Source organism: Microvirga zambiensis WSM3693 (assembly GCF_016735695.1).
Classification (GTDB): domain Bacteria; phylum Pseudomonadota; class Alphaproteobacteria; order Rhizobiales; family Beijerinckiaceae; genus Microvirga; species Microvirga zambiensis.
In genome coordinates, this window is record NZ_JAERQD010000100.1 from 1 (window position 1) to 13,696 (window position 13,696).

General features: G+C 59.7%; 9 protein-coding genes and 3 pseudogenes. 3 read left to right on the forward strand and 9 right to left on the reverse strand.

All coding sequences use genetic code 11. The features are described from left to right. Positions 1 to 72: 72 nt before the first annotated feature. From JKL46_RS32160 to JKL46_RS32175, 4 genes and pseudogenes are all read right to left on the reverse strand, one after another. Positions 73 to 646: pseudogene (locus JKL46_RS32160) on the reverse strand (transposase); the annotation flags it as partial. 228 nt (positions 647 to 874) lie between these two features. Further along, on the reverse strand, positions 875 to 1,420 hold the full coding sequence (locus tag JKL46_RS32165) for a tetratricopeptide repeat protein (protein WP_201842317.1): 546 nt from the start codon (positions 1,418 to 1,420) through the stop codon (positions 875 to 877). Between the two features lie 19 nt (positions 1,421 to 1,439). After that, positions 1,440 to 3,551: a type III secretion system export apparatus subunit SctV gene (gene sctV / locus JKL46_RS32170; RefSeq protein ID WP_009488805.1), complete on the reverse strand. Its 2,112-nt coding sequence runs from the start codon at positions 3,549 to 3,551 to the stop codon at positions 1,440 to 1,442. 569 nt (positions 3,552 to 4,120) lie between these two features. Beyond that, entirely contained in the window at positions 4,121 to 5,011 is an 891-nt protein-coding gene (locus tag JKL46_RS32175) for a SctD/MshK family protein (RefSeq protein ID WP_040637791.1), read from the reverse strand. 924 nt (positions 5,012 to 5,935) lie between these two features. Here JKL46_RS32175 and JKL46_RS32180 point away from each other — a divergent pair. Further along, positions 5,936 to 6,645, forward strand: a protein-coding gene (locus JKL46_RS32180) for an IS5 family transposase (protein ID WP_246529683.1) whose coding sequence is annotated in 2 segments (ribosomal slippage) — positions 5,936 to 6,215 and positions 6,215 to 6,645 — 711 coding nt in all. Because the reading frame shifts where the segments join, the coding sequence is not laid out codon by codon here. A 14-nt stretch (positions 6,646 to 6,659) separates the two neighbouring features. Here JKL46_RS32180 and JKL46_RS32185 read toward each other — a convergent pair. After that, positions 6,660 to 6,923: pseudogene (locus JKL46_RS32185) on the reverse strand (transposase); the annotation flags it as partial. A gap of 20 nt (positions 6,924 to 6,943) precedes the next feature. Between JKL46_RS32185 and JKL46_RS32190 the strand changes: the two are divergent. Together JKL46_RS32190 and JKL46_RS32195 are read left to right on the forward strand one after the other, a co-directional pair. Next, on the forward strand, positions 6,944 to 8,917 hold the full coding sequence (locus JKL46_RS32190) for a recombinase family protein (RefSeq protein WP_201842319.1): 1,974 nt from the start codon (positions 6,944 to 6,946) through the stop codon (positions 8,915 to 8,917). 153 nt (positions 8,918 to 9,070) lie between these two features. Beyond that, positions 9,071 to 9,586 carry a transposase gene (locus JKL46_RS32195; RefSeq protein WP_201842320.1) on the forward strand — a complete coding sequence of 172 codons (516 nt, stop codon included), beginning with the start codon at positions 9,071 to 9,073 and terminating at the stop codon, positions 9,584 to 9,586. Positions 9,587 to 9,592: 6 nt separating this feature from the next. On the opposite strand, the gene JKL46_RS32200 is transcribed toward JKL46_RS32195, so the two are convergent. From JKL46_RS32200 to JKL46_RS32215, 4 genes and pseudogenes are all read right to left on the reverse strand, one after another. Then, entirely contained in the window at positions 9,593 to 9,991 is a 399-nt protein-coding gene (locus JKL46_RS32200; RefSeq protein WP_009494079.1) for a hypothetical protein, read from the reverse strand. Between the two features lie 262 nt (positions 9,992 to 10,253). After that, a complete protein-coding gene (locus JKL46_RS32205) occupies positions 10,254 to 12,497 on the reverse strand; it encodes a hypothetical protein (RefSeq protein ID WP_201842321.1) in 2,244 nt (747 codons plus the stop codon). A 381-nt stretch (positions 12,498 to 12,878) separates the two neighbouring features. Beyond that, positions 12,879 to 13,082: pseudogene (locus JKL46_RS32210) on the reverse strand (IS110 family RNA-guided transposase); the annotation flags it as partial. 241 nt (positions 13,083 to 13,323) lie between these two features. Further along, a partial coding sequence (locus JKL46_RS32215; protein WP_246529684.1) for an IS3 family transposase occupies positions 13,324 to 13,696 on the reverse strand: 373 nt, incomplete at its 5' end.

The window sequence follows — 13,696 nt, forward strand, 5'->3', positions numbered from 1 at the left end:
ACCTTAAAGCGAGCCTTAAGGTCAGAACGTCACGCGCAAACAGCGCTCTCACAAGAGGGCGCACACCGAGTGCTTACGGGCCTTGAGCCCATTCTCCCGCATCAGCCGAGCGGTCCGACGGCGACCGACTTGCAGCCCGTCACCCCGTAACTCGCAAGTCATACGGGGACTGCCGTAGGTCTCCTTCGAACGCGCGAAGGCCGAGCGGATATGAGCCAGCAGCACCAAGTCCTCTCTCTGGCGCGGACTGGCCGGACGGGATCTCCAGGCGAAGTAGCCGCTCTGGCTCACTCCGAGCACCTGGCACAGACGGGTGACGGGGAAGCTCTCTTTCGCCGCATCGATGAGTGGAACCTCATCGACTTCCCTCCTTGGCGAAAAAAGCCGTGGCCCGTTTGAGGATCTCCCGTTCCTGGCGCAGAATTTCGTTCTCGCGCCGCAGCCGCTTCAGCTCGGCGGCCATGTCCTCCTGTCGCTCCTCGGGTGGATCGTCGATCGCACGCTCGCGACGGCGATCGAGCCAGTGGCGCAGGGTCGACAGGCCGATGCCGAGATCCGCAGCGATCTCGCGCCGGCTGCGGCCGCTGGTCAGGGCGAGCCGCACAGCCTCGTCCCGGAACTCCTTCGTAAAGCGCGTGTGGGGCATGGAAGTCCTCCTGCTTCATGAGAGGCTCTCCATTTTTTCGATGCTGCTGGCGAATTGCATGTTGCCGCTTCATTCGCAGCCAGAGAGCTGATCTGCAGCGCTCGAATGCAGAGCGCCGGTGGTCCGCTCTGGAAGCTTGGCAGCCGCCTCGGAAGCTCCAAAGCGAATTCGCCAGCAGTATCTTTTTCGAAGCAAGTCCAGGCGCATCGCGTCTGGTGCAGTGCACAGCTATTGCGACGGTGCCAACGCGCTCGGTTCAGACTTCCCGTCAGACGTCAGGGACAGGTCAAGATTGTGTCGCACCATCTGATTTCCTGGTTCCCGTTTGAGGGCTTGCCGATATAGCGCTTGTGCCGCGTCATGCCGCCCCTGAGTATCCAAGACAACTCCTTTCGCATTCAATGCGCGCAAGTTATCCGGGTCCGCAACTAAGACGCTATCGAGTACCTGAAGCGCCTCTTGCTGGCGTTTCTGCGCCAGCAGGTCATTCGTAAGACTGATCGCCGCATCGACACTATCCGGATGCTGCTCCAAATTCCGCGAAGTCGGCACTTGAGACTTCTGAACGACTGCGCGCATAATGCGTTCGCGCATAGCCGGATCGATGTGATCGGCGCCAACCAACGCTGGGGATGACGTCTCCTCAACTGAAAGATCTGGCTTATTCAAGCTCGCGCAACCGCCCAGAGGCAGGATGGCGAGTACGGCGAAGAGAACTGATTTCAAGCGAAAGGAAAGCAATGTCGCAGAGCCTCTATTCCCATGCCAATTCATGTCTGCTTCTTACCTTCCATCAAGTGCCTTGGCCATCAGTTGACGGCAATGCGGACATCGCGAGCTTCCCCTCACGGTCTACTAGTGTCTCCAGGCGGAGCGTAACGGATCCGGCAGGATGGATCGTGAAGTCGGGCGCAAGGTCCTGGTAAGATAGCACAGTGAGATTGATCCCGTTTTGGATGAGAAAACCGCGGACGAAGCGTCGGACATCCATCGAAGTTAATACGACAGGGCTAGTCTGATCCGGCGCCGTGCTGGAAAGAACCTGACGCATCTGTGACAGCAGCGCTTCGCGTTGCCGGTCCTCTAGTACGAGATTGGGGCCTGCAGCCGAATCCCGAGCCGCATTGCGCACCACATCCTCAGTCTCACGTTCGATGATGACGGCGGCCAAGATTCCATGTCTGCCGGCATAGCGGTGACAGATCTGGCGCTTCATACAAGATCGCACATATTCCGTTAGAAGGGCGGCACTTTGCTCACGTTCGCTCCATTCGGCAAGTGCCTCCAAGACGGCGCGGAGGTTGCGGATCGGGACACCTTCATCAAGCAGGCGGCGCAGTACATCGGCAATCCGAGGTATCGGTGTCGTCCGCAGCACCTCCTTCACCAGATCAGCATATTCCTGCTCCATCCGGCCCAACAGCTGGCTGGTCTCCTGGATGCCGATCATGCGCGGTGCATAGCGGGTCAACGTCGCTTGGACACGTAACGCGAGGAGTTCGGTAGGTTGGTGATGCCCGATGCCCGCAGCCTTGAGAGCCGGTGCATGGCTTTGTTCGACCCAGGTAACGTTAGTTTGTGAATCATGCTGAAAGGGAATGCCGCTCAATTCAACGTTCGCAAGATCGTCTTGAAGCGTTAACTGTGTCGGACTAGTCGAGTTTTGCTCGACCGGCACACCCTCGATATCTATCCTGAACTGTGACTCTGGCAACTGACGATCAGCAGCGACAGGGATGCGGGGAACGATAATGCCGAGATCGGCCGAGACTAGCTGCGAAACGCGTGCAATGTGCTGTTGTAGTTCGACTTGGTCGATCGCATGCATAAGGTTCGGCGCAAGGAAGATGGCGATCGGACATGCCTCCGCAGGCATGGTTTGGTTCTGACGCTCCACTGGCGCTGCAGTTGTGGCATCGACGTTTCCCACGCCTAAGATATTACCCTTAACGAGGCTTACCGCTGCGAAGATCGCGGCCAAGATAAGAAAGACTGGCAGAGGAAAACCAGGAACGAACCCCATCGCAACCAAGACGGCGGCCGCAAGCCGCAATGCTCGTTTACTGGCCGTGAGTTGATTGACTATGTCGGTCCCAAGGTTGAGGCTCCCTGCCCCGATTACACGAGTTACGATGGTCGCCGCGGTGATTGAGAGCAGCAGGGCGGGAATCTGCGAGATTAGCGCATCACCTATGGTCAGCAGGGTATAATGACGCAGCACCTCGCCGAAGGGCATACCCTTCGAAAGCAGGCCAATCGAGATCCCACCCAGCATGTTGATGAAAATGATCAACAGCCCGGCGACGGCGTCGCCCTTCACAAATTTCATCGCCCCATCCATAGCGCCGTAAAGTTGGCTTTCCTTCTCCAGTGCGCCGCGCCGTGCGTGCGACTCGTCGGCATCGATTTGGCCGTTCCGTAACTCAGCGGCGACCGCCATTTGCTTGCCCGGCAGAGCGTCGAGCGTGAAGCGCGCTGCCACTTCTGCTACCCGTTCGGCGCCCTTCGCGAGGACGATAAACTGCACCATGGTCACGACTAGAAATATGACAATACCCACCACGATATTGCCTGAGATCACGAATTCACCGAACGTGTGGATGATGCTACCTGCCTCCCCTTCCGCTAGGATCATTCGCGTCGTCGCGATGGTGAGCGCCAGACGGAATACCGTTGAAATCAAGATGACGCCGGGCAAAGAGGAAAATTCAAGTGGCGTGCTGATATACAAAGCAACCATTAGCAGCAGTATGGCCAATCCCATATTGAATCCGATCAGGGCGTCGATCACTACAACAGGTATTGGCGTTACCATCATAGCTATGGCCAGGAGCAGCATCAGAGCGACCGCTAGGTCCGGGCGGGCCGGCACGCGCTCGATCAGGTTACGCATGATGTTGGCCATGGAGGCTCCCTTCGTGATCGTTTGAGGATCGCTATTCTGCTTCGCAGCTTTCGAAGACTCACCACGCATTACTACGCTTGAGACTGAAAGGTCGCGAAAACGGCTGGTCCCCGGGTGCATCCATTCTGTCTAGGACCGTGAGGCTCCCACCGCCGAAGCCGTCCGAGATGAGCGCATAGGCGAGAAACTGCAACAGTTGAACAACCCGGAACTCAGCATGAGTAGCGAACCGTAGCAGGAGCAGGTTTCGCGCACTCCGCAGGCATGCAAGGTGGAGGTAGGAAAGGGTGCCGAGCAAATTGCGCTGCGGCTTGGGTATAAGCACGACACCACCGGTGTTGGAGACGCGGCCGGTTCCATTGGAGCGTTGCGCTGGGTTCCGTCCCGCCATTGGCTTGCCTCCGGCCAAACTGTTTCCGGTTCTGACGGGGCGAGAGCACCCGCCGCATCTGGCTCCGCAGGACGACAACGCCCTCACGCACTGCCCGATTTTCCGAAGGCGACAGGGTCGGTGTGGCCGCTTGGCCATCGGAGTTCTCCTTTAATTTTTCCTGAGAGCCCGGAAAGTTTTAATACGCGAGAGAAGCGAGACGGCCATTTCGGCTCAGCAGCACGCGCCTGTCCTCGATCCGATCGACTGTCCATCCATCGTCCAAAAGAGCCCCGATGAAATACTTCTCGCCCTTGACGACAACATACGGCGAGGGCCCGCGCCAAACCGCTTCAATTGCGATTGCGGACGGCGACTTCTCCTCTTTGGTTATCACTCTATTGACCAGTGTTAGAGCGCCCTCCGTGCGTTGATCAAACCACTGCTGAACCTGCTGCCAACTCGTGGCGGATGCAGACGTGACGGTGCCTTCAGCGGTAACAACACCCTTTGCGGAGCCGATCTTAATGTTGAGCAGGCCTGCTTTGTCAACTTCCTGTTGCATGTCTCTGGCCGCCGCGACTATAGTCTGATTATCACCTAGGTTGTAGGTCAGTTTGGATTCAGGTCTGGCATCAGGTGAATTGGCGCTCAATGCCCCGGCGCTGCCGTAGTAGGAGAGAATCGCTGAGACCGCTCCGATCCCGATCGAACCCAGTAACACCAAGGCTGGCACAGGGATCGAGAGGCGGGGCGCAATGCTTGAACCAGCTGGCTCTGCACCCTGTACTGACCAAAGTATCGACATCGCGCCTAGGTCAGTGACAGCTGGAAGAGGAACAACACTACACTCGCCCGCGGCAATGTTCCCGCTGCTCTCCACATTGCATCCGGCTGCAAGGGCCTCGACCTCGATCGAATTGACACGAAGAGTGATACTAAGATGATGCGGCGCGAGTCCCTGCTCGACGAAGACTATGTCGGCATCAAAGCTACTACCAATTACGTTCGTTCCTGGAGCCAACTGTCCGGTCAGCCCGCAATAGAGGCCCGATAGAACTTCGAAATGCAGGAAAACCGCGTCGTTCAAAGATATTCTTCCGAACAGGGAGAAGAGCCGCACGGCAATTGCCGTGCGGCTCATTTCAGTTCCACATCGCACCACCAAGTGGTGCGATCGAGACTACCTGAGGACCGCTCTTGGCATTACGAAACGCGTTCGTCCGCCACCTTCTTGATTGTCGTGAGCTGCGTCGTAAGAACGCGCAGGTCCATACTCCTAGACGTAGCCTCCGCGCTAACCTTCGCCAGCTCCTTAAGTTGGCCCTGAAACGCAGCAGCCCCAGAAGATGAGGTTTCTTTGCTCCCAGAAGTCGAAATGGTATTATTACCACCGCCACCATTGCCACGTCCAACCTTAGACATATTGCTTTCCTTTCTTCGAATTGTGCCGTCATCAACGGCACGCTGGTTCCTGACGACTATCCAGCGTCAGGTATCCTCTTCGGTCTCTGCCATAGCCTCCTCGGCATCAGCCATGACATCGTTTATTGTAGTGAGCGCAACGGAACTGAGAGCTAGTTCAAAAGCTTCTTGTTCAGATGCAGCTTGCGAGCAGTCACCAGAAGCGGACGGGTTGGCAGTCGGTCCGTGCCCTCGGGCCGGCCCGTTAGGATCAGACGGCTTTTTAGGATCAGACGTTCCATGGCCTCCTGCACGGGCCAAGCATCCACCGAAGCGGCCAAAACTTCCAATTGCTGAGACCATCAGGTACTCCGGCGTTTATCTTCACTTGTCGACGGGCGGCGATGCCGTGTAGGCATCCACCTCCGCAAGCTAAAGCCGCCAGCTTTCGATAAGCTGACGGGTGTTAGAAAAAATTGGATGGCAAAGCTAGAACGCGTTGACATTCAGGATTCCCACGGACTCGCAACTCTGGTTCAAGCTCCTTTTGGGAGCGGAGGCTTTGGTGCGCGGAGTTCGTCTGATTTTGAAGGATCACCAGTGGGATCGAATGGCACCGCACTTGCCGGGCAAGCGCATGGATCCTGGCGGAACGGCGGTCGATAGCCGGCTGTTCGTGGAAGCCGTGCTCTGGCTGGCTCGAGCTGGGTCACCGTGGCGAGATCTGCCGGATCTCTTCGGCAACTGGAACAGCGCCTTTGTTCGCTTCTCGCGCTGGTCCAAGAGTGGCGTCTGGGATCGGCTTTTTGCCGCCATGGCCGATGAGCCCGACTTCGAATACATCATGATCGACTCAACCATTGTCCGGGCGCACCAGCATGCGGCGGGCAAAAAGGGGGGTGTGAGGCTCGTGCGATCGGACGCTCCCGCGGCGGGCTGACCACCAAGATCCATGCCGTCGTCGACGCGTTGGGCAATCCGCTCCGCTTCATCCTGACGCCGGGACAGGTGAGCGATATCACTCAGGCTGAAGCCTTGATCACTGATCTTCCCGCCGACCATGTCTTGGGCGACAAGGGCTACGACGCCAAGCCGTTGCGCGAGGCCATCGAGAGTCAGGATGCCGTGCCGGTCATCCCGCCCAGGACAACATCGCCGCAAGTCGCCTGCGACTATGCCCTTTATTGCGAGCGCAACCTCGTCGAGCGCTTCTTCCTGAAAATCAAGCACTTCAGGCGCATCGCCACCCGCTACGAACAGACCCCACGGGCGTTCATGTCACTCCTTTGCCTCGTCAGCGCATTCATCTGGACCAAATGAATGTCAACGCGCTCTAGCACGTTCAGGGCCATCTCGCCCCTCACCTTCGGCAGCCGCTTCAGGAGAAAGTGAACCGCCCCCATGCGCAGCTTGATCGTGCCGAACGGATGCTCGACCACCTTCCGCCGCTGGCGCATCGCGCCTGGGTTCAGATCGAGCCGGCGCGGCACCGCCTCCAGCACATCCTCATGCTCCCAGCGCGTGATCCGCCGCTGCGGAGCGGTGGTGCAGCGGCTCTTGAGCGGGCAATTCTGACAGGCGGTGGTCCAGTAGCTGCGCGTTTCGCGTGATCCTCGGCATGAAGGGGACCTTCGCCCAGGCGGAATTGCACATCATCCGCGCGCGCCTCCACGGCGGTAAACTCAACAAGGCTGCCAAGGGTGAGCTGCGCTTCGCCTTGCCGGTCGGGCTGGTTTGGGACGGCGATCAGATTGTGATCGATCCCGACCAGGAGGTCAGGGGTGCCGTGCGCATGGTGTTTGATCTGTTCGCCCGCGAGAGCACGGCCTTTGGCGTCGTCCAACGCTTTAACGAACTCGGGTTGCGCTTCCCACGCCGGGCGTATGGCGGCGCCTGGGATGGCAAGCTGATTTGGGGCCGGCTGACCCATTCGCGGGTGCTCGGCGTCCTGGCCAATCCATCCTATGCCGGCCTCTATGTCTTCGGGCGATACCAATCGTCGAAAGAGGTCGAGCCCTCCGGGGAGATCCGCTCGCGGTCGCGCTTGATGCCGCAGGACGCCTGGCGCATCGTGATCCCCGATCATCACGAGGGCTATATCTCCGCCGACCGGTTCGTCGTCAACCGGGAGCGTCTGGCGGCCAATCGCACCAATGGCGAAGAGCTTCCTGGTCCCGTGCGCGAAGGCCTGTGCCTCCTGCAAGGTTTGCTCCTCTGCGGCGTGTGCGGCCGCCGTCTCGGCGTCCGATATACCGGCAATGGCGGGATCTACCCGATTTATCAATGTGTGTGGAAGCACCGCGAGGCTTTGGCACCCCGCGCTTGCCTCAGTGTCCCGTCAGCGCCGCTCGATCAGGCCATCACCGATCGCCTGGTCAGCGCCATCACGCCGGTAACGATCGAGCTCGCCCTCAAAGCGCTGACGAACCTGGAAGAACGGGATCGCGAGGTCGGCGCGCAGTGGCGGATGCGGATCGAGCGGGCGCGCTACGAGGCCGAGCTGGCGGAGCGGCGCTACGAAGCTGTCGATCCAGCGAACCGGCTGATCGCCGCGACGCTCGAAACACGTTGGAACGACGCCCTGCAGCGCCTGCATGATCTCGAAGCCGAGCTCGCGGCCTTTGAACACAAGACGATGCGCGCCGTCACCGCCGAGCAAAAGCGCCAGATCCTCGCGCTGGCCCAGAACTTTCCTCGCCTGTGGTCGGCGCCAACCACGACGGCACGGGACCGCAAGCGCATCCTGCGCCTGCTGGTGCGCGACATCACCGTGACGCGGGGACCGGAGCCGAAGATCGTCCGCTTGCACGTTCGCTGGCAAGGGGGCGAGACGGAAGTCCTGCCACTCCGGCTGCCACAGAACCGGGCTGAGGCGATCCGGTATCCCGAGGCCTTTGTCGCGCGCATTCGCGGGCTGTCAATCGATCACCTTGATGGTGACATTGTCGCCCTGTTTCGCGCGGAAGGTCAGCGCAATGCGACAGGCAAGCCCTTTACGGTCGGCGCCATCCGATGGATCCGCTACAAGCACCGGATCTCTGCGCCCAAACCGCCGGCCGGCAGCCTCAGCGTGCGCCAAGTGGGGGAACGCTATGGCGTCAGCCTCTGGGTCGTTCATTATTGGATCGCACGCGGTATTATCTCCCCTACGCGAAGCAGGCCGAAAGGCCCGTACGCGATCACGATCGATGCCGCCTTGGATCAACGCCTTCGGACCTGGATTGCCAAATCAGGACACCTTCATCCGACATCCCCAACGCTTACCGCACGAGGTGCATTATGCCTTCCACGTCGGGATGCCGAGCGGACGTTCGCCGCCCCCGGCTTCGGGATCGTCACCCGCCGCACTGGAACGGGCCGGTACCTTCTCGAGACGAGATCCTCGCGCAAGCCCGCCAACCACGCCTCTACCCCCGACGCTTCGATCTGCTGGAAGGTCACACCGTCCACCCCGGCGCTCCCGCATTGGAACGGGCCAGCGCGTAGGCCTGGCGCAGAATGTCCTGGCGACAGATCTTGTCGTAGAGGATGTAGAAGCGGAAAGCGGGCTCCGCCTTCGCCTTCCGATAGAGCTTTCTCTGAAGGGACCTGATCTTGTCGGATGTTTCAAGGTGCGCGTTTCGCGTGATCGTGAGCACGGATTTCACCGCATCGCTTACCTGGCAGCTCTCGAACAGCAGGCCTGCCAGTTAGCTTTGCCGTCCTAGAAAAAAAGGCGCAGCGGGAGCACCGGACCCTCCTGCTCATGGATGAGACGGGCCACAGCTTCCGGATCCGGCCGGGCACGACCTGGGCGCGGCGCGGGCTGACCCCGGTGCTGCGGCGGGTGAGCAAACGGCGGGAGGTGTCGAGCATCGTGGCGATCACGCCGGATGGGAGGCTTTATGCGCGCCACGTCCGCACGAGCACCTCGAGCCGCTGTGTCATCCAGGCATTGCGCTTCTTCCGCCAGAAGGTCGGCACGACGCTGCTTGTGGTTTGGGATCGGCTGAATGCCCACCGCTCACGAGCAACCATCGCCTCCCTTGCGGCCCAACCGCAGGATTATGCCGCGGCCTATCTACCGGCCTATGCACCAGAGCTCGATCCCGAGGAGCAATGCAATGCGCTCGTCAAGCGTGCCATGGCGAACGCTCTGCCTGGCTCAGTCGACGACCTGCATCGTCTGGCCCGTCGCGAGTTCAGCCGCCTGAAACGCCGACCCAAGATGATCACCAGCTTCTTTCGGCACGCAGGCCTTTCCGTTGCGGGCCTTCCGTGAAGATCATTAGGTGCCAAAGACGACGCGCTCAGCAAACCAGCATCGTGTTTCACGGGACTGAGCCAGAGAGTTTCGCTGCAGGCCGCTGTAGGTCTCTAGGACATTTCGCGTCGCAGCCCGGATCTGGCTAGCGTGACCAAACTGGTCGTTGTCACCGTCCAGGGCCAGGGTACGCGACCTTGGCGGCTTCAGCGACGAAAGCCCGAGAGCGTGCCCCTTTTCATCAAACTCGCGCACTTGCTCATAGAGCTGCGGTCGGTCCGCGACGGTGATGACGGTGTCGCCGTCGAAGTTACCATCAGGCATTTTCTGTTCGCCGGTCGGGACGGCAACCAAAGAGCCGGGGGCAAACACCCGGGTGACCTGCAGGATGCCCAAGCAGTCGAGCGGCGTGTCCTCCTTCACGATCCTTACCTGTCGTCAAGTCCGAATGGGACTTGACGACCTCAGCGGATGTCACCAGCCCGCGGCCAGCGTAGGCAGCCGGCCATCTCTCGTCCGGCACGACAATCAAAGTGCGTTTGGCAAAGAAAGTAGGATCATTGATCGCGAGTTCTTCCCCTGACTTCTGGGCGACATTAACGCTGGTCAACGATTTCCTCTCGGTGATAACGGTCTACTTGATGGCGTCACCACAGCGACACTCTGTCGCGAGACACTCAGGTAACTACATCCCGAGGCGCGCGAACTGTATCGACGCGTGCTCCGCCTCGGGAAGGGGATACCGTGCGGAGATGCTCAACAAGGACTTACAGAACGTGGGCGTGAGCTTGCCACGGTGAATCACGACATTCTCGTGACCCATCGCAGCCCGGGCGTTCTGCCACTGCCGATTGTGGCCGCGCTGTTCATTGGACTTCACGTGGCAGGCGGCGAAGTCGGCATCATCCAGCGTCGCCAACTGCCCCGCATATACCGGCCGATTCGTATGGATGTGCACCCACATCGGGCTTGGCGTCGCACCGTTGCGCAGCGCTTTGGGCTGCAGCCTGATCTCGAACAGTGTCCCTGGCTCGCTCTTCAAGGCGCGCGGTCGGTCCACGGGCGCCAGTTCCTCGGCCGCCCGGAGCTGTTCAAGGTACTTCTGCGACGGAAAGGCGTAGGTCTTCATACAATCTATCATGATCGCTGTCTTTCGGGCGTTCAAAGAGTTTGCCTGTCCCTGCGCTTGGGACAACATCGCCTTGAGCCGGACTGTTTTGTCGTGCACTTCGCGCACTTGCACGGGCGTGAGGAGGACGCGTCGGCGAGGGTCCTCCAGCGCGGCTACACAGGCCTCAATCTCGGCGGACTGCTTCTGCAGGCGCTTAACGACGAGATCCACGACGTGGTCGGCGTTCTCGGGCTTCATCTGGCGCGCTTGCGAGACGGCGCTTTGCTGAGCCGGCAGATCGAACTGCAGCAGCTCGTCCAATCGCTCGAGTAATCCGGTCAGTGCTTCCCTGGAGGGTGGAGCCTGCCACATCTCCAGATGTCCGACTGCCGACGCTGACGCCCTCGCGTGTGCCTCCTCCGCGCTCGCGAGTTTCTTCGTACCCAGATCCGAGAGTACGATAATCTTGGCTGTCGGGGCAGTGTCCGCGTCGCGCTTGGCGAGTTTGGACTCGGGCAGCCCAGCCGTCGAACTCCCCTCGCCTGCGGCTGGTGTGCGCTTGCCTTTTCCCTTCCTGCGCGCCGCGTGGCCCTCAGCCATTACGGGAGAATTTTCCAGTATCGCAGCCCGGGCCGGCAGTTCAATCATGGCTGGCGTCTTTGGCTGCGCTGCCAGGAGTTGCGTGACTTCGTGCGCGGTGCCCCAAGCACCTTCGACGATCTGGTCCAACAGTTCCAATGGAAGTTCGGAGCCCTTTCCCGCATCCCTTAGCCCGGTAACAATGCCATGCACCTCTGATGCAAATTCCGAAAGCCGCTCCATGACTCCTTCCAGAACGGCGCAGTGCTCTGCGTCGAGTGCTTGTCCTTTGCTGTTCATAACAGCGTCTTTCGTCGAAACGAATGCCGGAAGTGTATCCTTGATAAAGGTTCCCAGCAGATGCACCCGCCCGTCCTCACCCATGAGGATGTGCCTCACGGCTGGTCCGACCGTACTCGCCTGAGACTCGATCTTAAGTTGCGCGAGAGCGATCCGCGAGTGCAGATACATGACCTTCGTATTAAGTGCCCAGCCGGTACTATGGCGTAGTGCCGCCGCTTCGGCCTTCCGCATCTCGGGCGTGGCGCTTGGCAAGTTGGCAGTGGCGGCGCAGACGGACTGCATCCGTTCCATGCGCCATGCCTTCTTTCCCCACCACTCCATGCAGGCTACGTAGTGCTTCGCCACACTTGAAGCGGCCCGGTTCAGCTGGTCGGGCGAAGCCTTGTCAGCTCGCAGCTTGTCGAGCACGCCTGCTGCACCCTTCCTGCGCGCCTCCAACTCGTAGATAGTCGCGGAAGCCAGGTTGTTGCATTGGCCCGCTGCATTGACCGCCTCGTCGCGGAGTCGACGAACTTGATCATCGGACAGAATGCTACGCGCCACCTGCGGGGGCAGGCTCGCGTAGTAGTCGAGAACTGTTGAGACTGCACCGATGAGCTGATCAATCCGCTCCTGCGCCTCCTCCGTCGAGTTCTGGGCTTGCATAGCCGCATTGCGGCGAGCGTCAAGTTCCTCAAATAGGCGGCGCATTTTTCGTTTTGCTGCCTTGATCTCGTCGCCTCGTGGGACTGCCACACCCGAAGTTGGTGGCTGGCTCACGAGCGGCGCCGTTCTATCTTGAGGTCGGGAGCGCATCCGCTCCACGACGGAGTCGAACGATTGGCTGCCTTCCCTAGGGGCAAGACGTGTCTCCGAGCGCGAACTGCTCGATTCTGACGTGGTGTCGGCTCCAGAACCCCCAACGTGCGATTTCCCAGCTCCGCCAATGCCTGTCATATCCCACGTCCAATCAGATTGAGAATGCTTAGTCTGCCTGGATAGGCTGGGTAGCTGACGAGTAGCTGACGAAGGGCGTTTTTCCTGCACTTCTCTATTCGGCGGTTCAAGGTCAAACGCTTTCGGGCTGCTTTACCGCTCCGATGTCTGATGTCACTCGCGTGTTCTTGCTTCTCTTCGGGATCTGCTCTGTGGCTCTCCCAGTTTGGGATCAGAAGAATGATGTGGCCCGATCAGTTGCGCGTTCTGATCGCACAAAACACGATCTACACAAGTGCCCGAGTGAAATCACCTCATCCATCCTCCCGCGAGTGACGTCTCTCACCGGGGGCGGATCTTGGATCTCGCCCTCTTCGGCTGACAGGCGATTGTTCTGAGCGATCAGGCGACTGCCGAGAGACCCTCCTTGGCCCAGCGGAACTCGGTGTCATCGCTCCAGAGGCGGTGCATGATCACAGCCATACGGCGCGCCAGAGCCACGATGGCCTTTTGCAGGCCGCGCCGTCGGGCCACATTCACGGCCCAGGCTTTCAGCCACGACCATTTCTGCACCCGGGTCAGCAGCACCTGGGCTGCCTCATAGAGCAGCGCATCGATCTGGTCGGTCTTGCTCAAGACTGCCATGCCCTTGGCGAAGTTGCGGATTTGGGCAGAGCTGACAAGGGAAACCGGGATGCCTTTAGCGGCACCCAGTTCTTGGTAGGCCGCTGTAGGCTCGAGAATCGCATGAACTGCCAAGGCTGAGGCGTTGGAAACCTTCATCACCCAAGCGGCTGCTCTCTCAATGCCATCCAGGGTATTGGGATAGGACTTCTGTGGTCTTGCTTCAGTTTAGTGGAGAGCGGTTTTGTAGCGGTCCGGCCAGCCTTTCAAATTGAACCGGACTGACATAGTCCAGGGTCGAATGACGCCGGACCGGGTTGTAGAAGCCATCGATATAACGACCAATCGCCGCCTTCGCCTCAGCTCTCGTCTGGAAGACGGTGCGCCAGACCAACTCGGACTTCAAGGTCTTGAAGAAGGTCTCGACCACCGAATTATCGTAACAGTTTCCCTTGCCCGACATCGAGATCCGGATGCCGTGCTTCCTCAGCTCGGCCTGATACGCGATCGAACAATACTGGACGGATTCAAACGGTCGTCGCAACACCCTGAAGGAGGAGGTTGCGATGAGCATTCGAAAGCGGCGGTCGGATCGA